Source organism: Motilibacter aurantiacus, from assembly GCF_011250645.1.
Classification (GTDB): Bacteria; Actinomycetota; Actinomycetes; order Motilibacterales; family Motilibacteraceae; genus Motilibacter_A; species Motilibacter_A aurantiacus.
Window position 1 is genome coordinate 262,115 of sequence record NZ_JAANNO010000006.1, and the last position, 24,153, is coordinate 286,267.

Sequence of the window (24,153 nt, forward strand, 5' to 3'; positions counted from 1 at the left end):
CCGTCCGGCCGTCGCTACTCCAGCCGGCGGGGGCCGGCGTCCTCGCGCCCGCTGGGCCGGGAGACCCACACGGCCGCGCGGATGACCGTCAGCCCGGTCGGCCCGGCCAGCACCGGGTCCAGAACCAGCTCGTGGACCTCGGGGACGTCGTCGATCAGCCGCGCCACCCGCAGCAGCAGCTCCTCGATCGCGCCGAGGTCGACCGGGTCGGCGCCCTTGTAGCCGGCCAGCAGCGGGAAGGCCCGGATCGAGCGGACCATGTCGGCGACGTCGACGTCGGTGACCGGCGGGAAGCGGTACGTCCGGTCTCCCAGCACCTCGGTGGCCACCCCGCCGACGCCGAAGCTGACGACCGGGCCGAACAGCGCGTCCTCCAGCGCGGTGATCACGACCGGGACGCCGGTCGGGGCCATCCGCTGCACCATCGCGTCGCGGACGGCCTCCTCCCCGAGCGTGAGCCGCAGCTCGGTCCAGGCCCGGACGAGCGCGGTGGCGTCACCCAGGTCGAGCCGGACGTCGCTGAGGTCGGGCCGGTTGCGCAGCCCGGGGACCGCGGTCTTGAGGACGACCGGGTAGCCCAGGTCACGCGCGGCGGTCACGGCCTCGCCGACGGTGGTCACGAAGACCGAGGGCTCCACCTCCACCCCGTACGCCCGGAGCAGCTCCTCGGCGTCGGCGTAGGACAGCCGCAACGGCGGGGCGTCCTCGGGCTGGCCGGCGAGCCGGTCCTCGACGAGCGCCCGGGCGGCCTCGGGGTCGCGGTGCGGCAGGTCCGGCACCGTGCCGTGCGGGCGGCGGCGCCAGGCGGCGTACCGGGAGGCGGCGACGAGCGCGCGGACGGCCTCCTCCGGGGTCGGGTACGAGGGCACGGACCCGCGCGGGGGCATGGTGCCGTCGGGGATGGCGCGCAGCTGCTCGGGAACGCCGCGGATGCCGAGGAAGGTCGACACGACCGTCTTGCCGGACGCCTGGGCCAGCTCGCCGAGCACCTTGGCCACGTCCTGGCCGGGGGTCACGAGCGGCGGGATGAAGACCGCGACGACGCTGTCGACCTCGGGGTCGGCGAAGACGCCGGACAGCGCGGAGGCGAACTCCTCGCCGGTGGCCTCGGGGCGTACGGACCGGGGACGGCCCGCGAGCGTCATGCGCCAGGACTGCAGCGCGTCGACCGCCAGCAGGTTGAGCGCGTCGGAGTTGCCGACGACCGCGACCCGGTCCCCGGACGGCAGCGGCTGGGTGGCGACCAGCTGGCCGACGTCGAAGAGCTGGCCCAGGGTGTCGACCCGGATGACGCCGGCCTGCCGGAAGAGCGCGCTGACCGCCTCGCGGGGCAGCCGGCTCTCGCGCAGGGTATGGCCGACCGGGACGCCCTGGGAGGACTGCCCGGTGCGCAGCGCGACGAGCGGCTTGCGCCGGGCGACCCGGCGGGCGAGCCGGGTGAACTTGCGCGGGTTGCCGATCGACTCCATGTAGAGCAGGACCGCGGCGGTGGCGGGGTCCTCCTGCCAGTACTGCAGCAGGTCGTTGCCGGACACGTCGGCCCGGTTGCCGGCCGAGACGAAGGTGGACATCCCCAGGCCGCGGGCGGCGGCGCCGTCGAGGATCGCGACGCCGAGGGCGCCGGACTGGCTGAACATGCCGATCCGGCCGGTCGACGGCGGCACGGGGGCCAGCGAGGCGTTGAGCCGGACGAGCGGGTCGGTGTTGACGACGCCGAACGAGCCGGGCCCGATGACCCGCATGCCGTTGGCCCGGGCGAGCCGCACGAGCTCGCGCTGGCGCTCGCGCCCCTCCTCGGTGTCCTTCTCGGCGAAGCCCACGCTGAGCACGATCAGCCCCACGACGCCCTTGGCCGCGCAGTCGAGCACCACCCGGTTCACGGCCTCGGCCGGGACCGCGACGATCGCCAGGTCGACCTGCCCCGGCACGTCCACGACCGAGGGGTAGGCCTGGTGGCCGGCGACCTCGTCCGCCCCGGGGTTGACGACGTACACCTCGCCGGAGTAGCCCGCCGCCTCGAGGTTGCGCAGCACGGTGCGCCCGACCGTGCGGTACGCCCGGCTGGCCCCGATCACGGCCACGCCCGTGGGTCGCAGCAGCCGCTCGATCGAGCGCGCCTCGGCGCGGTGCTCGCGCGCCCGGGCGACCTGCAGGGACGACGAGGTGGGCGCCAGCCCGAACTCCACCGACACGATGCCGTCGTCGTAGTCGCGCCGGACCGTGTAGCCCGCCTCCTCGAACACCGCGATCATCCGCGCGTTGGCCGGGAGCACCTCCGCGACGAAGCGCTCGACGCCCCGCTCGCGGGCGGCGGCGGCGATGTGCTCGAGCAGCACGCTGCCGAGGCCCCGCCCCTGGTGGGCGTCGGAGATGTTGAACGCGACCTCCGCCTCGGTGCCGTCGATCCGGTCGTAGCGGACGACCCCCACGATGTCGTCGCCGATCGTGGCGACGAGCGCGACCCGGTCGACGTGGTCCACGTGGGTGAACCGGTGCACGTCGCGGTCGGACAGCCGGGGGTACGCGGCGAAGAACCGGAAGTAGACCGACTCCTCGGACTGGGCGTTGTGGAACGCGTGCAGCCGGTCGGCGTCATCGGGACGGATCGGGCGCAGATGGGCCGTACCGCCGTCCTTGAGCAGGACGTCGGCCTCCCACTGCGACGGGTAGGGCGCCTCCGTACCGGACGGCTCCACCGCTCCCCCTGACCCCTTCTCCTCGGCCCGCCCCCACCGCGACACACGCCTGGACGGCGACGACAACGCTACCGAGCGTCGGGCTGGGAGAATGAGGCCGTATCCAGCGAAGGAGAGCTTGGCGCGCATGGCCCGTGGTACCCGTACACCCCCACCGCCGGCGGACGACGTCCCGGAGCGGATCCTCGACATCGACGTCGCCGAGGAGATGCAGGGCTCGTTTCTGGAGTACGCCTACAGCGTCATCTACAGCCGGGCGCTGCCCGACGCGCGCGACGGCCTCAAGCCGGTCCACCGGCGCATCCTCTACTCGATGCGCGAGATGGGCCTGCGCCCGGACCGCGGGCACGTGAAGTCCGCGCGCGTCGTGGGCGAGGTCATGGGCAAGCTGCACCCGCACGGTGACAGCGCGATCTACGACGCGCTCGTGCGCATGGCGCAGCCGTTCTCGATGCGGCTGCCACCGATCGACGGGCACGGCAACTTCGGCTCCCCCGACGCCGGCCCGGCCGCCATGCGCTACACCGAGTGCCGGCCCTCGCTGGCCGCCACGCTGCTGACCGACGGCATCGACGAGGACACCGTCGACTTCGGGCCGAACTACGACGGCCAGGAGCAGGAGCCGCTCGTCCTGCCCGCGGCGTTCCCCAACCTGCTGGTCAACGGCTCGTCCGGCATCGCGGTCGGCATGGCGACCAACATGGCGCCGCACAACCTCACCGAGGTCATCGCCGCAGCGCGCCACCTGCTCGCGCACCCGGGCGCGACCCTTGACGACCTCATGCGCTTCGTGCCGGGCCCGGACCTGCCGACCGGCGGCCGGATCGTGGGGCTGGAGGGCATCCGCGAGGCGTACGAGACCGGGCGCGGGTCGTTCCGCACCCGGGCCACCGTCTCGATCGAGAACGTCACGGCCCGGCGCAAGGCCGTCGTCGCCACGGAGCTGCCGTGGGGCGTCGGCGCCGAGCGGATCATCGAGAAGGTCAAGGACCTCGTCACCGCCAAGAAGCTGCAGGGCATCGCGGACATCAAGGACTACGCGGACGCCAACAGCCCAACCCGGCTGGTCATCGAGATCAAGAACGGCTTCGTCCCCGAGGCGGTCCTCGAGCAGCTCTACAAGCTGACGCCGATGGAGGAGTCGTTCGGCGTCAACGCGGTCGCCCTCGTCGACGGCCAGCCCCGCACGCTGGGGCTCAAGGACCTGCTGCAGGTCTACATCGACCACCGGCTCGTCGTCGTGCGGCGCCGGTCGGAGTTCCGCCGGCGCAAGAAGGCCGAGCGGCTGCACCTGGTCGAGGGCATGCTCGTCGCGATCGTCGACATCGACGAGGTCATCGCGATCGTGCGGTCCTCCGACGACACCGGCCAGGCGCGCTCGCGCCTCATGCAGGTGTTCGACCTGTCCGAGGTGCAGGCCAACTACATCCTCGACATGCCGCTGCGCCGGCTGACCCGCTTCTCCCGGCTCGAGCTGGAGCAGGAGCGCGACGAGCTGACGGCGGACATCGCGGCGCTCGACGAGATCCTCAACGACGAGCGCAAGCTGCGCAAGGTCGTCTCCTCCGAGCTGGCCGACGTCGCGAAGGCGCACGGCACGCCGCGCCGGACCGTGCTCCTGGAGTCCTCAGGCGTGCCGACGACCAAGGCGGTCCCGCTCGAGGTGGCCGACGACCCGTGCTTCGTGCTGCTGTCGAGCACCGGGCTGCTGGCGCGGACGACGTTGGCGGAGCCGCTGCCCGCCGAGGGCGAGCGGGCGCGGCACGACGCGATCGTGTCCGCGGTGCGCTCCACCGCACGCGCCGAGATCGGGGCGGTCACGTCGGCCGGGCGGCTGGTCAAGCTGCCGGTGCTCGACCTGCCCGCGCTTCCCCCGACGGCCGGGCCGCCCGCGCTGTCGGGCGGGGTGCCCGTGTCCGAGCTGCTCGCGCTGGAGCCGCACGAGCGGGTGCTCGCGCTCTGCACGCTGTCGCCGGAGTCGCAGGGCCTCGCGCTCGGCACCGCGCGGGGCGTGGTCAAGCGGGTCGTGCCCGAGTACCCCGCGACCCAGGACTCCTTCCCGGTGATCCGGCTCGAGGACGGCGACACGGTCGTCGGCGCGGTCGAGCTCGTCACCGGCTCCGAGGAGGTGGTGTTCGTGACCTCCGACGCCCAGCTGCTGCGCTTCGACGCCGCGGCCGTACGCCCCCAGGGCCGCGCCGGCGGCGGCATCGCCGGCATCCGGCTGGACGCCAAGGCCCGCGTGGTCTTCTTCGGGGCCGTCGCGGCCGGGGCCGACGCGGTCGTCGTGACGGTCGCGGGCTCCTCGGGCGCGCTGCCCGGCACCGGCGGGTCCTCGGTCAAGGTGGCGCCGTTCGCCGAGTACCCCGGCAAGGGCCGCGCCACCGGAGGCGTCCGCGCGCACCGGTTCCTGCGCGGCGAGGACGCCCTCGTGCTGGCCTGGGTGGGCGCCACGCCGGCGCGGGCGTCGGCCGAGACCGGCATGCCCGTCGAGCTGCCCGAGGCCAACGGCAAGCGCGACGGCTCCGGCGTCCCGCTGCCCGAGCCGGTCGTCGCCGTCGCCGGGCCGCCGTTGGGGGCATCGGAGTAGCCCGGTGCCCGCGGGCGCGGGTCACCTCCACGCGCCCGCACGGGGGACCGGGCGGGCTCGACGGACGTCCCACGGGCGGTGACGACCGCCGAGCCCCGGCTCACCGGGCTCCAGGCCGCCGCGAGCCGCCCGCTAGTGCTGCTCAAGCCGCTCTCAAGCGGCCCGCGCGACCTTCTCCTCGGTGCAGCGACCGCTGCACCTCGACGAGAGGAATCGCGATCATGCGGCTTTCCCAGCAGGCGCTGCGGCGCCACGTCCTGCCCACGGCCCTCTGCGTGGGGCTGCTCACCTCGACGGGGGCCCTCGCCGTCCCCGCCCGCGCGGCCGACGGGCCGGTCACCGTCGTCGCGAGCGGGCTGAGCGGGCCGCGGCAGATCTCGTTCACCAGCGACAAGAAGCTCGTGGTGGCCGAGTCGGACGCCGGGCGCGTCACCGAGGTCGACGTGCGCAGCGGCAGGCGCACGACACTCCTCAGCGGCATCCATGTCGCACAGGGGGTGGACGCCAGAGGCAGCGAGCTGTTCGTGACCCAGGGGCAGGCCTCGCTGCCGACCGGGGAGCCGGACATCGGCTCGACCACCGGACAGGACCTGCTCTCGGCCAAGGGCGGGCAGGCCGAGCAGCTGTCGGACCTGCGCGCGTTCGAGCTGGCGAACAACCCCGACGGCCAGCTGCACTTCGGCCCGGACGGGCGGCCGGTCGACTCGGTCTCCAACCCGTACTACGTGCTCGCGGACACCTCGCGCCTGCTCGTGGCCGACGGGGGCGGCAACGACATCGTCCAGGTCGACCGGCGTACCGGCCGCACGCGCGCCTGGTTCGTGCCCCCGGTCATCACGACCGGCAGCTGCGCGACGCTCCCGCAGAACACGCCGGGCACCTTCGGCTGCGACCCGGTGCCGACCGGCATCGCGAAGGCGCCGGACGGGACGTACTGGGTCTCGACCTTCGGCGGCGAGGCCAGCGGCTCGGCCGTGCTCTACCACCTGACCCCGGCCGGCACGGTGATCGGGACGGTCACCGGCCTCAGCAACCTCACGGGCGTCGCGGTCGGGAACGACGGCACGGTGTACGCCTCGCAGGCCCTCGCACCGCAGCAGGCCGGCCCTCCCGGCGCCGTGACCCGCATCTCGCCGGACGGGTCCCGCACCAGCGTCGCCGTGCCGTTCCCGACCGGTCTCGCGTACCGCGACGGCGCGCTGTACGTCGCCGCGCTCTCCCTCGCCGGGCCCGGGGCGGGCCAGGTCCTGCGCCTGGCCGACGCGGCGTTCCCGGAGCCGGTCGGCGTCTGAGGGCACACCTCGTACCCGTGCTGATCACGGGTCGTGGCGTCGCCACGTCGGCGTGCCACGGCCCGTGACGAGCGAGGGGGCTCCGGGGCGGCCCGGCCGCGAGAGCAGCCCCCAGGCCCTGCCGGTCGGCCTCGGCGCCGCATCGATCAGCGCCGCGACTCCTCCCGCAGCGGGCGTACCGCGGCCGGCACCGCGTCCCCCACCACCCGCGGGAACTCGCAGGTGAACGTCCCCGAGTAGCCGAAGAGCGGGCCGAGGCGGCGGTTCGTGACCCGGACGTCGATCGTGAAGCACTGCCGCTCGTCGTCGTAGCTCTCCCGCAGGACGGCCGTGCCGGACAGCAGCAGCGGGAAACGGAAGCCGATCGGCCCCTCGTAGAACCGCTGGTCGCCGGACACGACCTGCAGGCTGCCGTCGGGAAGGACCGACGGGGTCAGGTCGACGGCGAGGTGCTGGTGGGTGCCGAGGTAGTCGAGCACGCGGCCGGGGCCGTCGGCGACGAGGGTGGCGTCGAAGCGGCGCCGCCGCCCCGGGCGCATCTCGAAGGTGCGCACGACGGTGACGGTCTCGCGCCCGTAGGAGTCGACGTAGGCGTAGCTGTCGACGGTGAACGGGACGTGGGTCCCCGTGCCGAGCACGAGGATGTTGCGCCACGAGCCCAGCCACAGGAACGGCAGCGTCCACCACGGGCCGTGCCAGACGCGGTCCATCACGCCGCGGCCCACGCACGAGTAGCCCGCCTCGGTCGACACGCCGAAGCGTCTGCGCAGCATCGGGTGCAGCCGCTCGGCCTCGCTGCCGAGTGCGGACAGGACGACAGAGCTCACGGTCGGCTCCCAGGTGTCGACGGCGGGACGGGCTCGGGCAGCGTCGCGGCCGAGGCGGGCGGCCGCGCCGCCCGCATGCCCGGTGGGCGGCGCAGGCAGCGGCGCGCCGAGGGGACCAAGCGGCCGGTCGGGGCGAACGCCGCCACGGCGAGCAGCACGGCAGCCGCCCCCCGCCGGACCGGCCCCGGCCCGGCGCGCAGCAGCCGGGCCGCCGTCCCCACGGCGGCCCCGCGCAACGCCACTGAGCCGAGCGCCCGGTTGCGCGCGGTGCCGGGGTCGACGCCCTCGTCGGCCCACAGCCGGAGCCGGTCGAAGCTCCAGGCGGTCGCCCAGCCGACGGCGGGGCGTACCAGCCACGGGTCGAGCAGCGGCCCGAGCCGCCCCCAGCCGGGCGTGTAGTCGTAGCCGGTGAGGAAGCGCGTCCCGCCCTCGACCGGCACGTAGCGCCAGTAGCCCGAGCCGCTGCCCAGCGGTGACAGCGCGTCGGCCGGCCGGAAGCGCAGCGCCGAGGTTCCGTGCCCCGCCGCGTCGCGGCGCTCCCCGACCGACACGCCGGTGCCGTGCAGCCGCAGGAGGGCGAGCCGGGGCGCGGGCAGGTCGAGCGCGTACGTGAACTGCCGTCGACCTGCCGGGTCGGCCGCTTCCGGCTCGATGGAGCTGAACCGCAGGTCCCACCGGGGATGCAGCACCGGGTCCTGGGTCAGCCACCACAGCCGCTCGGCCGAGCACCGCACGCGCGTCTCGACGTAGATCGGCTCGCCCACGGGCCGACCCTAGCGAGGGCCGGCCCGCGGGAGGCGTCAGCGGCGGCTCGCGGGCCGGGGCGTCGGCTTCGGGGAGGGCTTCGGCGTCGGCTTCGCGGTCACCCGGATCCTGACCGGCACCGACAGCACCTCCCCCACGCTCGCGACGAAGGACACGTCACTGGGCACCACGACCTTGACCGTGGCGGCGCCGAGCCTGCCGCCGCGGACCGCGTACGTCGTCGGCCGGCCGCCGGCCAGCGGGGTGACCGTCACCGTCCCCGCGCCGCCCGGGACGAGCCCGCGCACGGTGACGGTGGCCCTCGTCCCCTCCACGACGGAGCGGGGCGCCGAGACCGACGGGTATGCCGGCACGTCCAGTGCCGCGCGCCCGACCGGGGAGGTGGCCACCTCGTTGGACGCGCGCACGGCCGCGCCGCGGCGGCCGGGGACGGTCTCGGAGAAGACGACGGAGCGGGCGTCGGCCGCGACGCGCCGGCTCTGCCCGGCGAAGCTGACCGCGTACCCGGTGATCGGCGCGCCGCCGGTGTCCGTGGGCGCGTCCCAGCTGACCCTGACGAGGCCGGGCCCCTCGGAGGAGACGCGCACCGCGGGCGGGGCCGGGGGCACCGCTGCGATCACCGTCTGCGAGCCGGAGGCCCCGAACTCGGTGAGCGCGCGGTACTGCGCGGAGTAGGAGGCCGGGACGGTGAACTGGCCCGTGCCCGCAGCAGTGGACTTGACCTGCGCCACCGTGGACCAGCCCGCGCTCCCGTCCACCGGCAGCGCCTCGAGCGTGACCGGGGTCTTCGGCGGCAGGCCGGTGGCTCGGAAGGCCGCCGTCCGCCCCTTGCGCACGATGCCGTCGGCGGCGAGCAGGGCGGGGGTGAAGGGCACGACGGCGCTGCGCCGGGCGCCGTCCGGGCCGAGGGTGACCTGGGCCGAGCCGGACGGGGTGGTGAGCGCGACCGAGGCCCCGGCGCCGCTCACGCTGGCCGTCGCCGACACCGTGCCGGCGCCCGCCCCGGCCTTGCGCGGCGCGATGACGGTGAGCCACGACAGCTCGGTGCCCGTCTGCGAGGCGCGCAGCGAGGGGGCGGCGCCCAGCTCGCCGTACGCCATGCTGTTCCACCCCCGCCGCGGGCTGGTGGAGCCCTTGACGACGTCCATGGGCGCGCCGCCGGAGGTGAACAGCAGCGAGACGTTCGCGCCCGGCCCGGTGGTGTGCGCCACGTCGGAGGTGAGCCGGACGGCCCTGTCCCGCCCCAGCAGCCACTGCTGGGAAGCCCGCACCGGCTGGGTGGAGCTGAGCCGGTCCCAGACGACCAGCGCGTCCTCGGCCCGGTCGTACGCCAGGGTGCGGGTGATCGTCACGCCGCGGTAGCCGCGGTCGGTCACGGTCACGAGGTCGACGCCTCCGGCGGACGACGCCCGCACCTGCGGCGCGCCCTGGTGGACCCGGGCCGCGCCGTCCACCACGACCACGTTGTGCGAGGCGTGGCTCAGGATGTGGTCCCGCATCGAGCCGTACTGGTAGCGCCACTGGCCCGGGTCGAGCAGGAGCGGGGAGCCCTGCGAGTAGAGCGTCACCGACGTGACGTCGTCGTGGGCGTGCGGGATGCCGCTCTTGCGCCCGGCGCGGACGCTGTAGAACGTCTCGTCGGCGAAGGCTCGCGACTCGCCCCAGCCGGAGCGCCCGAACACGTAGCCGCCGGAGTACGCCGCGAAGGTCGACGCCGGCCTCGGCCCCGACGCGCCCTGCGTCCGAGCGAACTCGGCCGCCGTCCCGTCCCACACCGCGGACTGCAGCGTGTTCGGGCTGGTGTCGCCGAGCGCCTCGAGGCGGCCGTCGGGACGGGTGGCCATCGTGACGAACTCGGGCACCTTCGCCACCCGGTCCAGGGAGGACGGCAGCGGGGTCCCGCCCCGCTCGAGCCGGGTGCGCGCCTCCCCGAACCAGCGGTAGTTGGCCACGCCGTACGCCGGGGCCCCCTCGTTGTCCGAGCCGTCGGCGAAGATCAGCCGGGTGCCCAGCGTGCTCATGCGGTTGACCGCGGTGCGCTTCCAGTCCTCACGGCCGGTCGTGACGCCGATGGCGTAGAGGCCCATGGACTGGTGCAGGGAGGCGTTGTTGACGCCCTCGTAGCGGCGGGAGTCGGCCAGCATGGCCCCGTGCTGGGCGAGGGCCTTGCGCAGCCAGGCCTGCCGGCCCTTCGGCCCGGCGGCGGCGCAGGTCAGGACCAGCGCCCGGTACCCCTCGTAGATCGGCGGCCCCCAGGCGTAGCGGCGGCTGGACGCGCCCGGGCCGTTGTCCTTCACCCAGTCCTGCAGGACCCCGTAGAAGCGGTTGACCATCGCGCCGTTGCCGGTGCGGGCCCCTTCCCGCAGCAGCGGCAGCAGGTAGTCCAGCGAGTGCATGTGGCCCTTGCCGCTGCTGTCCAGCGTCGAGTAGGGCCGCCAGGACACGTTCTTGGCCAGCGGGAACCAGCCGTAGCCGCCGACCACGGCCCGCCCGGCCATGAGCCGGGCCGCCCGTTCGGCGTCGGACCTGGTCGGCAGGCCGAACGACAGCGCGCACTGCGCCGCCGCTGCGTTCGTGTCGACCGAGGGGAGCGCCGTCGCCGCCCCGGCCGGAGGCCCGGCGAGGAGCGGCGCGCCGAGCGCGACAGTTGCGGCGGCGGCGACCAGCCGTCGTACGAGCTTCACGAGCCTCCCCTACGGGTGCCTACGGGCGCACGGCACACCGGTCCGTAAGGGAAGTATCGGCAATCCACCGCGCGGAGCGCACCGTACGCGCCGGTGCCGGGACGGTGGGAAGCATCACGATCCGGACAACACCCCCGAGTCCGCACGGCGCACGGCGAGCCGGTTGACCAGCCAGAGCACGACGCCGGCGGCCAGCAGGACGCCCGCCCGGACGTACACGTCGGCGTCGCGGCCGGTCACCGGGGACGCGAGCACCAGGCTCGCGACCGCGCCGACCGCCGGTGCCCAGGTCGGGGCCCGGAAGTGCCGGTGCCCGACCGTCTCGCGGCGCAGCACGAGCACGCTGACGTTGACGGCGGCGAAGACGAGCAGCAGGAGCAGGACGGTGGTGTCCGCGAGCCCGGCCAGGTCGCCGGTCGCCACCAGCACGAGCGCCACCGCGGTCGTCGCCGAGATCGCGAGCCACGGCGTGTGCCGCGTGGAGTGCACGGTGGCGAGGGCCCGCGGGACGATTCCCTCGTTCGCCATCCCGTAGACCACGCGGGAGGCCATGAGCATGTTGAGCAGCGCGGTGTTGGTGACCGCGACCAGTGCGATCGCCGCGAACGCCTTGGCCGGCACGTCGATCCCGCCCGCACGCACGACCTCGAGCAGCGGCCCGGTCGAGCCGGCCAGCTCGTCGGTCGGCACGAGCAGGGTCGCCACCAACGCCACGGCGAGGTAGACGACGCCGGTGATCGCGAGGCCGAGGAAGAGCGCCCGGGGGAAGGTCGACTGCGGCTCCTCGACCTCCTCGGCCATGTTGACCGAGTCCTCGAAGCCGATGAGGGCGTAGAACGCGAGCGCGGCCCCGCCGAGCACGCCGAGCACGGCGCCCCCCTCGGCCGAGAAGTCGGTGGCCCGGGCGGTGTCGCCGTCCCCCTGCAGCAGCGCGGCCACGCCGACGACGATCACGAGGAGCAGCCCGCTCACCTCGATCAGCGTCAGCACGAGGTTGACCCGCACCGACTCCTTGGTGCCGAGCAGGTTGACCGCGGCGAGCAGGAGGACGAACCCGACCGCGACCAGCACGACGGGCAGGGTCACGAACTCGGCCAGGTAGTCCCCTCCGAACCCCCGGGCCGCCGCGCTCGCCGAGGTGATGCCGCTGGCCATCACCGTGAAGGCGACCATGAAGGTGACGAAGGGGCGGCCGAAGGCCCGGTTGACGTAGAGCGCTGCCCCGGCGGCCTTCGGGTACTTGCCCACCAGCTCCGCGTAGGCCGTCGCGGTGAGGAACGCGAGGACGAAGGCGACGAGGAACGGCAGCCAGATCGCGCCGCCGACCTCCCCCGCGACCTTCCCGGTGAGCGTGTAGATCCCCGCGCCGAGGATGTCGCCGACGATGAAGAGCAGCAGCATCCGCCGGCCCATGACTCGCTTGAGGCCCCCTCCTGGGGCGGCCTCGGACTGCTCGGCGATCGTGGCCATGCTCCGTAGTTCCCCGATCCTTGATTCACCACTCGCAGATCGGGTCAGGGGACGGGGCCGGCCGGCAGCCGGCGCACCGAGGGCGACAGCAGCGCCAGCGCGTTGGCCAGGACGGCCAGCCCGGCGCACACCCAGAGCGTCGACGTCACGCCGATCAGCACCGAGACCGGGCCCACCGCCGCGAGCCCCAGCGGGTTGAGCGCGAAGGAGCCCAGGGCGTCGTACGCGCTGACCCGCGCCAGCCGCTCCTCCGGCACGTGCGTCTGCAGCGCGGTGTACCAGAGCACGACGAACACGTCGGCGCAGACGCTGGCCGCGAACGCCCCGGCGAGGAGCAGCCAGAGCGGGGCTCCGAGGGCGAGCAGCGGCAGCGGGAGGACGAAGCCGAAGGTCGTCCACGTCGCCAGGAGCATGGGCAGCCGCGGGCGCAGCCGCAGCGCCAGGAAGCTGCCCGCGAGCAGGCCGGCCCTGTGCCGTCAGCACGGCGGCCCACGCCCCGGCTCCGCCGAGCTCCCGCTCCGCGACGAGCGGGCCGAGGACGCGCATCGCGGCGGCGGTGGCGGTCGTCAGCACGGCGAACTGGGCGACGATCACCCAGACCCACTGCCGCGAGACGAACTCGTGCCACCCGTCGCGCAGGTCGGCCAGCACGCTCGCGGGAGCCGCCTTCGTCTGCGCCCTCGCCCGCACGCCGACCAGGATCAGCGCCGAGACGAGGAAGGTCGCGCCGTCGACCGCCAGCGCCCATCCGGCGCCGGCTACCGCTACGAGCAGCCCGCCCAGCGCTGCGCCGGCCAGCATCGCGACGTTCTGCGCCACCCGGACCAGCGCGTTCGCCGGCTGCAGCTGCCCGGGCTCCACGACGAGCGGCAGCGCGCCGGTCGAGGCCGGCCGCAAGAGCGCCGCCGCCGCGCCGCCGGCGGCCGACAGGACGAGCAACGGCCCGAGCGCGTACGCCCCGGAGAGGAAGAGCGCCGCCATGCCGGTCTGCGCCGCGCCGCCGAGCAGGTCGGCGGCGGCCATGACCCGCAACCGCGGCAGCCGGTCGGCCAGGGTGCCGCCCACCAGCAGGAGCAGCACCTCGGCCAGGACGCGCGCCGTGAGCAGCAGCCCGAGGTCGGTCGCCGACCCGCCCTCGTGGCCGAGCACGGCGAACGCCAGCGCCACGGGCGCTATCGCGTCGCCGAGCAGCGAGGTCGTGCGGGAGACGAAGAGCCGTCGGAAGGCGGGGACGCGGAGCAGGGCCGCGGCGCCCCCGCCCACGGCCGGGCTCAGGCGTCGATGCGCTCGCGGTCCAGCCGCGCCGCGCCCTCGACGATGAAGTCGCGCCGAGGGGCCACCTCGTTGCCCATGAGCAGCTCGAAGACGCTGTCGGCGGCCTCGAGCTCGGAGATGTTCACCCGGCGCAGCGTCCGCTTGCGCGGGTCCATCGTGGTCTCGGCCAGCTGCGAGGCGTCCATCTCGCCCAGGCCCTTGTAGCGCTGGACCGGGTCACGCCAGCGGACGTTGCGCTTCTCCAGGTCGCGCAGCGTCTTCTTCAGCTCGGCGTCGGTGTAGGTGTAGAGGTACTTGGGCTGGTCCTTCTTCGGGTTCAGGATCTCGACCCGGTGCAACGGCGGCATCGCCGCGAAGACCCGGCCCTCCTCGACCAGCGGGCGCATCGTGCGGTAGAGCAGGGTGAGCAGCAGGCAGCGGATGTGCGCGCCGTCCACGTCGGCGTCGGCCATCAGGATGATCTTGCCGTAGCGCGCCGCGTCGATGTCGAACGAGCGGCCGGTGCCCGCGCCGATCACCTGGATGATCGAGGCGCACTCGGCGTTCTTGAGCATGTCCGAGGGCGAGGCCTTCTGGACGTTGAGGATCTTGCCGCGGATGGGCAGCAGCGCCTGGAACTCGGAGTTGCGGGCCAGCTTCGCCGTGCCCAGCGCCGAGTCGCCCTCGACGATGAAGAGCTCGCTGCGCGCGACGTCCTCGCTGCGGCAGTCGGCCAGCTTGGCCGGCAGCGAGCTGGTCTCCAGCGCGTTCTTGCGGCGCTGCAGCTCCTTGTGCTGGCGGGCGGCGATGCGCGTGCGCGCGGCGCTGGCGACCTTCTCCAGGATCGCCATCGCCATGGCCTTCTCCGTGCGCTTCGTGCTCGACAGCACCTCGGTCAGGTGCTTGTCGACCACGTGAGCCACGATGCGGGAGGCGGCGGAGGTGCCGAGCACCTCCTTGGTCTGGCCCTCGAACTGGGGCTCGGGCACCTTGACGGTGACGACCGCCGTCAGCCCCTCGAGCACGTCCTCCTTGGTGACGTCCGGCTCGGCGGTGCGCAGCACGCGGGACGCGCGCAGCCGGGCGTTGAGCGACTTGGTCAGCGCGCGCTCGAAGCCGGCCACGTGAGTGCCGCCCTTGGGGGTGGCGACGATGTTGACGAACGAGCGGACGGTCGTGTCGTAGCCGGCCCCCCAGCGCAGCGCGACGTCGACCGTCATCTCGCGCGCGACCTCGGTCGGCGTCATGTGCCCCTGGTCGTCGAGGACCGGAACGGTCTCCTTGAAGTGGCCGACCCCCTGCAGCCGGAGGACGTCGCTGACCGCCGTGTCGGGGGCCAGGAACTCGCAGAACTCGGTGATGCCGCCGACGTAGTGGAACTCCTCCTGCACGGGCGCGGCCGGGTCGCGCTCGTCGTGCAGCACGATCCGCAGCCCGGGCACCAGGAAGGCCGTCTGGCGGGCACGAGCGCGCAGCTGCTCGAGGTCGAGCGCCGCCTCCTTGAGGAAGACCTGCCGGTCGGCCCACCAGCGCACCCGCGTGCCGGTGACGCCGCGCTTGGCCCGGCCGGCGATCTGCAGCCCGGACTGCGGGGTGAACGGCGCGTCGGGGCCGTCGCCCGCGTAGACGCCCGGCTCGCCCCGCCGGAAGCTCATGAGGTGGACGCGGCCGGAGCGGTCGACCTCGACGTCCAGGCGGCTGGACAGCGCGTTGACGACCGAGGCGCCCACGCCGTGCAGGCCGCCGGACGCGGCGTAGGACCCGCCTCCGAACTTCCCGCCCGCGTGCAGCTTGGTGAGCACCAGCTCGACACCGGTCAGGCCGCTGCGCGGCTCGACGTCGACCGGGATGCCGCGCCCGTCGTCCCTGACCTCGACCGAGCCGTCCGCGCCGAGCACCACGTCGATGCGCGTGCAGTAGCCGGCGAGCGCCTCGTCCACCGCGTTGTCGATGATCTCCCAGACGCAGTGCATGAGGCCGCGGCCGTCGGTGGAGCCGATGTACATGCCGGGCCGCTTGCGGACGGCCTCCAGCCCCTCCAGCACGGACAGGTGGCGCGCGGTGTAGCCGCCGTCACCGGCCCCCCGAGCGCCCTTCTTCGCACCCGGTACAGGCTCGGTCGGCTCGGCACTCACGTCGCAAGGCTCCTTGTCCGATACACAGGGCGTCGCGGCGGGAAGCACTAGGCGAAGGGCACCCGGGACGCCTGGAACAGCAACGCCAGGCTACTCGGGGGCCCCGACAGGGTGAGGCCGACGCGCCTCGGCCCGCCTGAGGCGTCCCGCGGGTTACGTTCGCGTTCCGATCGGGATCGCGTACGGCGAACACGGCGTCAACGAGGTCTGGGACGAACGTAGCGTGGTAGGACGTTGGTCCAGACGTAGAGCGCAAGCTGAACGAGAACGAGAAGAGGGACCGTGACCACTGCCCTTGCCACCCACGCTGCCCTCACCGCGGCCGACCGTTGTGACCGCTGCGGCGCCCAGGCGTACGTCCGGGTGACGCTCGAGTCCGGCGGCGAGCTGCTCTTCTGTGCGCACCACGGCCGGGAGCACGCGACCAAGCTCCGGGAGATCGCCTCCGACATCCAGGACGAGACCGGTCGCCTCGAGCGCACGACGCCCACCGCGCCCGCGGACGAGCGCTGAGGCGCCCCTGACCGATCGCCCCGGGTGTGCGGGGCGGTCCCCGACCTCGACGAGCCCCGGTGCGCTGCACCGGGGCTCGTCGCGTGCCGGCGGGCTCGGGGCCGCCCGTGCCCGCTCGCGGCCGGGGTCAGCCTCGCTCGGCCCAGTCGCCCAGCGACCAGTCGCGGACCTCGGGCATGTCCTCGAGGTGCTCGACGACGTACGCCGCGTGCTCGGCGAGCTTCTGCTCGCACCAGGCCTTGAGCTCGGTGGCCCCGCGTGGTGTCCGCTTCGCGTTGTTGATCGCGTCCATCACCAGGTGGTACCGGGACGTCCGGTTGCGCACGACCATGTCGAAGGGCGTGGTCGTGGTCCCCTCCTCGATGAAGCCGCGCACCCGGAAGCGGTCGGCGTCCGGGCGCCCGTGCACCAGCTGGTGGATCGCGCCGGGGAAGCCGTGGAACGCGAAGACCACGTCCGTGTCGTCGGTGAACAGCTCGGTGAAGTACGTGGGGCTCATGCCGTGGGAGTGGTCGCGCGGGCGCAGCAACGTCATCAGGTCGACCACGTTCACCACGCGCGTCCGCAGCTGCGGCAGCCGCTCCTTGAGGATCTGCGCCGCCGCGACCGTCTCCATCGTCACCACGTCGCCGGCGCAGGCGAGGACGATGTCCGGGTCGTCGGCGCCGTCCTCGTTGCCCGCCCAGTCCCAGGTGCCGGCGCCCCGTCGGCAGTGCTCGATCGCCTCGTCCATCGTGAGCCACTGCAGCTGCGGCTGCTTGTCGATGACGAGAAGGTTGATGTAGGACCGCGAGCGCAGGCAGTGGTCCGCGACCGACAGCAGGGTGTTCGCGTCCGGGGGCAGGTAGACGCGCGAGACGTCCTGGCGCTGGGTCAGCGCGACCTGGATCAGGCCGGGGCCCTGGTGGGAGAAGCCGTTGTGGTCGTTGCGCCAGGCGGTCGAGGTGAGCAGGATGTTCAGGCTCGGGACCTTCGCTCGCCAGGGCAGGTGCGTCGCCTCCTCCAGCCACTTGCCGTGCTGGACCGTCTGCGAGGCGCTGACCATGGCGAAGGCCTCGTACGTCGCGAACATCCCGTGCCGGCCGGTGAGCGTGTAGCCCTCGAGCCAGCCGTGGCAGTTGTGCTCGGAGAGCACCTCCATGACGCGCCCGTCCCGGCCGATCGCGAGGTCGTCCGAGGTGACCTGCTCCATGAACGCCCGGTCCGACGCCTCGAAGACCGCGCCGAGCCGGTTGCTGTTCGTCTCGTCCGGGCAGAACAGGCGGAACCGGTCGTCGTTGCGCACGTAGACGTCGCGCAGCAGCGCGCCGAGCTGCCGCGTCGACTCGGCCTTCACCTGCGCCGGGCGCGGCACCTCCAGCGCGTAGTCGCGGAAGTCGGGCAGGTCCAGGTCCTTGGTCAGCAGCCCGCCGTTGGCGTGCGGGGAGGCGCTCATGCGCAGGTCGCCCGTCGGGTTGGCCCGGCGCACGAGCTCGGTGGGGGCGCCGTCGGCGTCGAAGAGCTCCTCCGGCCGGTAGGACCGCAGCCACGTCTCCAGGATCGCCAGGTGCTCGTCGTTGCCCTTGACCCCGGACAGCGGGACCTGGTGGGAGCGCCAGGTGCCGGTGACCCTGACCCCGTCGATCTCCTCCGGGCCGGTCCAGCCCTTCGGCGAGCGCAGCACGATCATCGGCCAGCGCGGGCGCGTGCCGTCCCAGTCGCCACCGCGCGCCGCCTCCTGGATCGCCCGGATCTTCCCGTACGCCTCCGCGAGCACCGCCGCGAAGCGCAGGTGCATGCCGGGCAGGTCGTCGCCCTCGACCTCGAGCACGTCGTAGCCGTGCCCACGCAGCAGCGAGCGGACCTCCTCGGGGTCCTTGCGCCCGAGGACGGTCGGGCCGGCGATCTTCGCGCCGTTGAGGTGCAGGATGGGCAGCACCGCGCCGTCACGGGCGGGGTTGAGGAAGGAGACGCCCTTCCAGGACCCCTCCAGCGGCCCGGTCTCGGCCTCCCCGTCGCCCACGACGGCGATCGCCAGCAGGCTCGGGTTGTCCATCACCGCGCCGAACGCGTGCACCAGGACGTACCCGAGCTCGCCGCCCTCGTGGATCGAGCCCGGCGTCGTCACCGAGACGTGGCTCGGGATGCCGCCCGGGCTGGAGAACTGGCGGAACAGGCGCAGCAGGCCCGCCTCGTCCTGCGTCACGCGCGGGTAGGTCTCGGTGTAGCTGCCCTCGAGGTACGACGCCGCCACGAGCGCCGGCCCGCCGTGGCCGGGCCCGGCGAGGTAGATCGCCTCCTGGCCGGTGTGCCGGATCACGCGCGACACGTGCGCGTAGATGAACGAGAGGCCCGGGCTGGTGCCCCAGTGCCCCAGCAGCCGGGGCTTGATGTGCTCGGAGGAGAGCTGCTCGCGCAGCAGCGGGTTGCCCTGCAGGTAGATCTGGCCGATGGTCAGGTAGTTGTTCGCCCGCCACCAGGCGTCGAGAGCCTCGACCTCGTCGTCGCCGGGATGGGCGAGCGCGTGGAGTACGCCCTCGGTCGTGCTGCCGGTCAGGGTGTCGAGAGCCACCTGCTGTCCTTCCGCTCAGGAGTGGTGCCTGTTCGTGCCTGTTCGTGCCGGAGCAAGGGACTGTGCATCCCTGGACAAACTCTGGCGTAACGGGCGGTGCGCTGTCGATCACAGCCAGCCTTCCAGCGCGGGTGTGGACGGCCCAGGGACCTTCGTCACCCGTGGGGCCGACCAACTCCCCGCGCTACCGCCGGGCGCCGGGACGGCCCCGGCGGCGCCCGCCCGGCCTGCGAAGCGCCGGGTAGGCTCGACCGCCCATGACGGGAGGCTGGACAACGGTGGCGCAAGGCCCGCGCGAGGTCGACCTGCTGGTCGTCGAGGGGGAGGTCGAGCGGGCGCACCGCGCTGTCGTCCTCGCCGGCCGCCGGCTGGAGTCGCTGCGGGGCCCGTCCGGGGGGCGCCGTTCGGGCCGGGCGCTCACCGAGGCCCATCTCTACTTCGCCGACGCGCTGCGCGAGTGGGGCGAGCTCGTGGTCCGGCAGGAGGCGCTGCGCGACGAGCTGTTCGCCGCGCGCGTCGGAGCCCCGGCCCCGCTCGAGGACGCCCGGCCGGCCGGGCCGGGGCCGACCCCGCCCGCCGACCTGCGGGCGGCCCGGATCGCCCTGCGTGACGCCCTCGCCGACTACACCCGGTCCCGTGGGGGCGCGCCGGACCTGCATCGCCGGGCCCGGGCGGTCTGGCGCCGCCGGCTCGAGCAGTGGCAGCAGTTGCTGCTCGAGGAGCGCTCCCCCGCCGGCGGGCGCTCCTTCCCGCAACCGGAGACCGGGCAGACCGAGCCCGGGCAGACCGAGCGCGGGCAGACCGAGCGCGTGCAGACCGAGCCCGCGGCGGGCCCGGCCGGACTGTTCGAGGTCGCCCGGCCGGCCGGCCCCGACGAGGAGGAGGCCCGATGAGCGGGAGCTGGCGCGACGGGGTCCCGACGCTGCACGCCGCGCAGTCCTGCCCCGAGCACCCGGGCGAGCGGCCGCAGCCCAGCTGCCGGCTCTGCCCCACCCCGCAGGAGCAGGCCCGCGAGACCGCTCGCTCCGCCCGTCGCCCGGCCGAGCCGACCGGCGACTGCGCCGCCCACGGGCCCGGCGTGGCGCTCGACGTCTTCGGGCGCTGCCTGGCCTGCCACCCCGCCCTGGCCGGCGTCCGGGAGAAGCCGGCCCGCGAGCCCGCCGACCCGTACGCCGGGGTCCGCGCCATGGTCGAGCAGTGCGCCGACTACGCGCGCAGGCCGCGGCGCGAGCGCTGAGCCGGGCCGCCGAGGCAGCCGTCGAAGACCCTCGGACGGGTGGAACGGGGATGGTGGAACGGCGAAGCCCCCGGCCTGCACGGCAGGCCGGGGGCTTCGAACGGCAGCGGGAGCTCAGTCCAGGTAGTCGCGCAGCACCTGCGACCGCGACGGGTGGCGCAGCTTGCTCATCGTCTTGGACTCGATCTGGCGGATCCGCTCGCGGGTGACCCCGTAGACCTTGCCGATCTCGTCCAGCGTCTTGGGCTGGCCGTCGGTGAGCCCGAACCGCATGGACACCACGCCCGCCTCGCGCTCGGACAGCGTGTCGAGCACCGAGTGCAGCTGCTCCTGGAGCAGCGTGAACGACACGGCCTCGGCCGGGACGACCGCCTCGGAGTCCTCGATGAGGTCGCCGAACTCGGAGTCCCCGTCCTCACCGAGCGGGGTGTGCAGCGAGATGGGCTCGCGGCCGTACTTCTGGACCTCGACGACCTTCTCCGGGGTCATGTCGAGCTCCTTGGCCAGCTCCTCCGGGGTGGGCTCGCGGCCCAGGTCCTGGAGCATCTGGCGCTGCACGCGGGCGAGCTTGTTGATGACCTCGACCATGTGGACCGGGATGCGGATCGTGCGCGCCTGGTCGGCCATGGCGCGCGTGATCGCCTGGCGGATCCACCACGTCGCGTAGGTCGAGAACTTGTAGCCCTTGGTGTAGTCGAACTTCTCGACCGCCCGGATGAGGCCCAGGTTGCCCTCCTGGATCAGGTCCAGGAAGAGCATGCCGCGGCCGGTGTAGCGCTTGGCCAGCGAGACGACCAGGCGCAGGTTGGCCTCGAGCAGGTGGTTCTTGGCCCGGCGCCCGTCCTCGGCGATCCAGTCGAGCTCTCGCTTGAGCTTCGGGGCGAGCTTCTCCCCCGAGCCGAGTTTCTCCTCGGCGAAGAGGCCGGCCTCGATCCGCTTGGCGAGCTCGACCTCCTGCTCGGCGTTGAGGAGGGCGACCTTGCCGATCTGCTTGAGGTAGTCCTTGACCGGGTCCGCGGTCGCGCCCGCCGTGGCGACCTGCTGGGCCGGCTCGTCGGCGTCGTCGTCGGAGAGGACGAACTCCTCGGTCTCCCCGCCCTCCTCGGCCGCGGCAGGGGCCGCGGCCGGCTCGGCACCGTCGGCCGCCTCCGCGGCGCCGTCGACCGGCTCCGCGGCGTCGGCGACGACGTCCACGCCATCAACACTGTCGACACCGTCCACGAGGTCCCCGGGGCCGGCGGGCTCGACGAGGTCCTCCAGCACGACGTCATCGGGCTCGGCCGAGTCCTCGGCCGGGTCCGCGAGGCCGGTGGCGGCCTTGGCCGCCGGAGCGGCGGCCTTCTTGGCGGACTTGCGCGGCGCAGCCTTCTTCGCGGCGGTGTCGACCGAGGAGGTCGCGGTCGCCCGGCGCGCGGTGGTTGCCGCCACGGCTCGCCGGGACGCCGGGGCCGGGGCGTCCAGCGCCACGGTGACGCCCTCCTCGGCGAGCGCGCGCAGCACGGCCTTGACGCGCGAGACGGCTATGCGGCCGTCGCACGCCTCACGCACCTGAGCTGCGGTGACCGATCCGGTGGACCTTCCGGTCGTGAGGAGCTCCTGCACCTCGGGGACGGCGAACTCGGGCGGAAGCGGGCGGGGCGTGACCGACGACACGTACAACCTCTCGCTGGACGGGCGACCGTGCAGGACGGGCAGGACCGGGATCCGGGCACATCTGTCGCGACGTTCCCTTCCGGCGATGGCGGGACTTGCTACCGGACGACACCGCTCGCGCGCGCAACGCCGTCCGGGCCGCCGCTCTGGGAACATCTCAGGGCAGCAACCGCACCATTCTGCCACGGCGGCAGCGCCGCTCGGCGGTCTCGAGCCCGGGGCCCGCGGGCCGTCGCCGCTCCTGGACGTCCAGCTCAGACGCGCAGTGCCAGCAGGGTCACGTCGTCCCAACGCTGCCCCGCGCTCGCCCCGGCCGCGACCGCCCGGTCGAGCAGCGCCTCCAGCTCCAGCCCGCCGCACCCACCGAGGCTCTGCGCCAGCGCGTCGAGCCCGGCGCCGATCCCGGCCTCCCGGGTCTCCACCAGCCCGTCACTGAACGCGAGGATGGTGTCGCCCGCGGACAGCTCGAGCACGCGCTCGGAGCGCGGCTCCGGCACGCCGAGCGGCGTGGCCAGCTCGACCACGGGGAGCAGCCGGGCCGGGCCCGACGCCGGTACGAGCACGACCGGCGGGTGCCCGGCGGCGGTCGCGACCAGGGTCCGGGTCGCGGGATCGAGCACCCCGTAGACCAGGGTGACGATCTGCTCGAGGCCCTCGGTCGCGGAGAAGACCCGGTCCAGCCCGGACAGGACCGCCGACGGGGACGGGTCGGTGAAGGCCAGGGCCCGCAACGCGGCGCGGACCCGCCCCATCCCCGCCGCCGCGTTCACGCCCTTGCCCATGACGTCGCCGAGCGTGACGGCGAGCCGGCCGTCGGGCAGCGCGAAGGCGTCGTACCAGTCGCCGCCGACCGCCGTCGCCTCCCAGCCGCGGGTACCCGTGCGGGACGCCGGCAGGTAGCGGCCGGCCAGCTGGGCGCCTGCGACCTGCGGCAGCCGGTCCGGCAGCAGGCTGGCCTGCAGGGCCTCCGCCGTGCGGTGCTCGTTCTCGTACAGCAGCGCCCGCTCGACCGCGACGGCGCACTGGGTCCCGACGGCCTCGAGGAAGACCCGCTCCTCGGACGCCAACGTGCGCGGCTCGGCGAACGCGACGCGCAAGGCCCCGAGCGTCCCGCGCGCGGTCAGGAGCGGCACCGCCGCCCAGGAGCGCTCCTTCGAGGCCCCGACCTGCCGGGAGATCCACTCCGGGTCCGTGCCCAGGGTCACCAGCTCCTCGGGAGAGGCGGCGTAGACCGGTCGCCCGGTGGTGATGGCCACCGCGGTGGGCACGCGGCTGTCCAGCGGGACGCGGACGCCGTCCGGCCGCGCGTCCGGGCCCGGGACCACTCCGGAGTCCGGGCGGAACACGACCTCGTCCCCGTCGAGCAGGGAGAGCCCCGCCACCAGGGCCCCCAGCGACCGCGCCTCGTCGGTGACGACCGCCATGACCTCGGCGAGCGTGAGGGCGGTCGCCAGCCGGGTCGTCACGGTGAGCAGCCGCTCGGCCCGTTGGTACGCCGCGAGCAGCGCGTCCTCGGTCGTGCGGCGCTGCGTGACGTCCGCGACGAACACGGCGACGCCGCGGATGCGGCCGTCCTCCCCGCGTGCCGGGAACCACTGCGACTGCCAGTGGGTGACCGAGCCGTCCGGGCCGGTGCCGACGAAGTCGTCGTCGTGGACGGGCGCGCCCGTCTCCATGACCCGGCGCAGCATGTCCTCGACGGCCACGCCGAGGTCGCCGAGGATCTCGGCCGGGCGGTGGCCCAGGTGCTCCTCGACGGGGAGCCCGTTGACGGCGGCGAGCACCCGGTTGATCCCGCGGTAGCGCAGCTCGGCGTCGTAGAACGCGAAGCCGAGCGGCGCCTCCTGGACGAGCATCTCCAGCAGCGCCGCGTCGGTCGGGGGCAGCGTCCCGCTCGGAGTGCCGGCCGCCTCGTCCCCCGGCGCCACGCCGCCTCCCCTCGCTCGCGCGCCCCATCCGGGGCGATCGGCCCGCGAGCCACGTCGGCCCCCGCTGCCGCTCACGCTAACGTGATCGGCCGTCACGGTAAGGCGATCGCGGGAATCAGTCGCCGGGACGGGCCGAACTCAGCGGTCGTCCTCGTCGGCCTTGACCGCCAGGACGGGGCACGGGGCGTCGAGAAGGACGCGCTGGGCGTTGCTGCCGAGGATCAGCTTGCCCACCGGGGAGCGGCGGCGCAGCCCGATGACGATCACGTCGGCGTGCACCTCCTCGGCGATGGCGATGAGGTCCTCGGACGGCTCCTGGCCGCGCACCAGCTGGCGTACCTCGTGCTCGATGCCGGCCGCCTCGAGCGCGTCGCGCACGCTGAGCAGTTCCTTCTCGTACTGGTTGTCCGCGTCGGCCCCGGTGTCCCGGACGGCGCGCAGCGAGCTGACGACGACGAGCCGCTGCTTGCGCAGCCGGGCCTCCTCGGCGGCACGGCGCAGCGCGGCGCGCCCCTCGGGCTTGGGCACATAGCCCACGACGATCGTCATCGCGGCCTC

General features: G+C 74.2%; 16 protein-coding genes and 1 pseudogene. 5 read left to right on the top strand and 12 right to left on the bottom strand.

The window, feature by feature from the left end:
- Positions 1-14: 14 nt before the first annotated feature.
- A complete protein-coding gene (locus G9H72_RS13170) occupies positions 15-2,696 on the bottom strand; it encodes a bifunctional acetate--CoA ligase family protein/GNAT family N-acetyltransferase (protein WP_331272273.1) in 2,682 nt (893 codons plus the stop codon).
- A gap of 127 nt (positions 2,697-2,823) precedes the next feature.
- Between G9H72_RS13170 and G9H72_RS13175 the strand changes: the two genes are divergently transcribed.
- Complete coding sequence (locus tag G9H72_RS13175) at positions 2,824-5,286, top strand: DNA gyrase/topoisomerase IV subunit A (RefSeq protein WP_231126907.1); 2,463 nt, start codon at positions 2,824-2,826, stop codon at positions 5,284-5,286.
- A gap of 221 nt (positions 5,287-5,507) precedes the next feature.
- Positions 5,508-6,578, top strand: a complete 1,071-nt coding sequence (locus G9H72_RS13180) for a ScyD/ScyE family protein (protein WP_166171723.1) — start codon at positions 5,508-5,510, stop codon at positions 6,576-6,578.
- Positions 6,579-6,724: 146 nt separating this feature from the next.
- Here the strand turns inward: G9H72_RS13180 and G9H72_RS13185 are convergent, their stop codons facing one another.
- The 7 genes and pseudogenes from G9H72_RS13185 to G9H72_RS13205 all read right to left on the bottom strand — a co-directional run bounded on the left by G9H72_RS13185 (position 6,725) and on the right by G9H72_RS13205 (position 15,713).
- On the bottom strand, positions 6,725-7,405 hold the full coding sequence (locus G9H72_RS13185; RefSeq protein WP_166171725.1) for a DUF4166 domain-containing protein: 681 nt from the start codon (positions 7,403-7,405) through the stop codon (positions 6,725-6,727).
- Positions 7,402-8,169, bottom strand: coding sequence for a hypothetical protein (locus G9H72_RS13190; RefSeq protein ID WP_231126908.1), 768 nt, complete (start codon positions 8,167-8,169; stop codon positions 7,402-7,404). Before G9H72_RS13190 ends, G9H72_RS13185 begins: the two co-directional genes overlap by 4 nt.
- Before the next feature lie 36 nt (positions 8,170-8,205).
- A complete protein-coding gene (locus G9H72_RS13195; RefSeq protein ID WP_166171727.1) occupies positions 8,206-10,854 on the bottom strand; it encodes a heparinase II/III domain-containing protein in 2,649 nt (882 codons plus the stop codon).
- A 114-nt stretch (positions 10,855-10,968) separates the two neighbouring features.
- Complete coding sequence (locus G9H72_RS21665) at positions 10,969-12,324, bottom strand: APC family permease (protein WP_231126909.1); 1,356 nt, start codon at positions 12,322-12,324, stop codon at positions 10,969-10,971.
- Positions 12,325-12,368: 44 nt separating this feature from the next.
- On the bottom strand, positions 12,369-12,737 hold the full coding sequence (locus tag G9H72_RS21670; protein ID WP_231126910.1) for an MFS transporter: 369 nt from the start codon (positions 12,735-12,737) through the stop codon (positions 12,369-12,371).
- A gap of 61 nt (positions 12,738-12,798) precedes the next feature.
- A pseudogene (locus tag G9H72_RS23425) lies at positions 12,799-13,587 on the bottom strand (MFS transporter); the annotation flags it as partial.
- Positions 13,588-13,595: 8 nt separating this feature from the next.
- On the bottom strand, positions 13,596-15,713 hold the full coding sequence (locus G9H72_RS13205; protein WP_166171731.1) for a DNA gyrase/topoisomerase IV subunit B: 2,118 nt from the start codon (positions 15,711-15,713) through the stop codon (positions 13,596-13,598).
- A 282-nt stretch (positions 15,714-15,995) separates the two neighbouring features.
- Here G9H72_RS13205 and G9H72_RS13210 point away from each other — a divergent pair, with 282 nt between their 5' ends.
- Entirely contained in the window at positions 15,996-16,226 is a 231-nt protein-coding gene (locus G9H72_RS13210) for a DUF7455 domain-containing protein (protein WP_166171733.1), read from the top strand.
- A 127-nt stretch (positions 16,227-16,353) separates the two neighbouring features.
- Here G9H72_RS13210 and G9H72_RS13215 read toward each other — a convergent pair whose 3' ends face one another.
- The gene (locus G9H72_RS13215) at positions 16,354-18,777 is read right to left on the bottom strand and encodes a phosphoketolase family protein (protein WP_331272274.1); all 2,424 of its coding nucleotides are present in this window, start codon (positions 18,775-18,777) and stop codon (positions 16,354-16,356) included.
- A 257-nt stretch (positions 18,778-19,034) separates the two neighbouring features.
- Between G9H72_RS13215 and G9H72_RS13220 the strand changes: the two genes are divergently transcribed.
- Together G9H72_RS13220 and G9H72_RS13225 are read left to right on the top strand one after the other, a co-directional pair.
- Positions 19,035-19,670, top strand: a complete 636-nt coding sequence (locus G9H72_RS13220) for a hypothetical protein (protein ID WP_166171735.1) — start codon at positions 19,035-19,037, stop codon at positions 19,668-19,670.
- Positions 19,667-20,014: a hypothetical protein gene (locus G9H72_RS13225; RefSeq protein WP_166171737.1), complete on the top strand. Its 348-nt coding sequence runs from the start codon at positions 19,667-19,669 to the stop codon at positions 20,012-20,014. Before G9H72_RS13220 ends, G9H72_RS13225 begins: the two co-directional genes overlap by 4 nt.
- 114 nt (positions 20,015-20,128) lie before the next feature.
- Here the strand turns inward: G9H72_RS13225 and G9H72_RS13230 are convergent, their stop codons facing one another.
- From G9H72_RS13230 to G9H72_RS13240, 3 genes are all read right to left on the bottom strand, one after another.
- Positions 20,129-21,667 carry an RNA polymerase sigma factor gene (locus G9H72_RS13230; RefSeq protein ID WP_331272275.1) on the bottom strand — a complete coding sequence of 513 codons (1,539 nt, stop codon included), beginning with the start codon at positions 21,665-21,667 and terminating at the stop codon, positions 20,129-20,131.
- A 254-nt stretch (positions 21,668-21,921) separates the two neighbouring features.
- On the bottom strand, positions 21,922-23,595 hold the full coding sequence (locus tag G9H72_RS13235) for a SpoIIE family protein phosphatase (RefSeq protein WP_166171741.1): 1,674 nt from the start codon (positions 23,593-23,595) through the stop codon (positions 21,922-21,924).
- Between the two features lie 138 nt (positions 23,596-23,733).
- Entirely contained in the window at positions 23,734-24,144 is a 411-nt protein-coding gene (locus G9H72_RS13240; protein WP_166171743.1) for a universal stress protein, read from the bottom strand.
- Positions 24,145-24,153: the final 9 nt, after the last annotated feature.

Coding starts and splice junctions, on each gene's coding strand:
- G9H72_RS13225 (WP_166171737.1), top strand. CDS start 19,667: ATGAGCGGGAGCTGGCGCGACGGGGTCCCGACGCTGCACGCCGCGCAG.
- G9H72_RS13220 (WP_166171735.1), top strand. CDS start 19,035: ATGACGGGAGGCTGGACAACGGTGGCGCAAGGCCCGCGCGAGGTCGAC.
- G9H72_RS13240 (WP_166171743.1), bottom strand. CDS start 24,144: ATGACGATCGTCGTGGGCTATGTGCCCAAGCCCGAGGGGCGCGCCGCG.
- G9H72_RS21670 (WP_231126910.1), bottom strand. CDS start 12,737: ATGCTCCTGGCGACGTGGACGACCTTCGGCTTCGTCCTCCCGCTGCCG.
- G9H72_RS13175 (WP_231126907.1), top strand. CDS start 2,824: ATGGCCCGTGGTACCCGTACACCCCCACCGCCGGCGGACGACGTCCCG.
- G9H72_RS13180 (WP_166171723.1), top strand. CDS start 5,508: ATGCGGCTTTCCCAGCAGGCGCTGCGGCGCCACGTCCTGCCCACGGCC.
- G9H72_RS21665 (WP_231126909.1), bottom strand. CDS start 12,324: ATGGCCACGATCGCCGAGCAGTCCGAGGCCGCCCCAGGAGGGGGCCTC.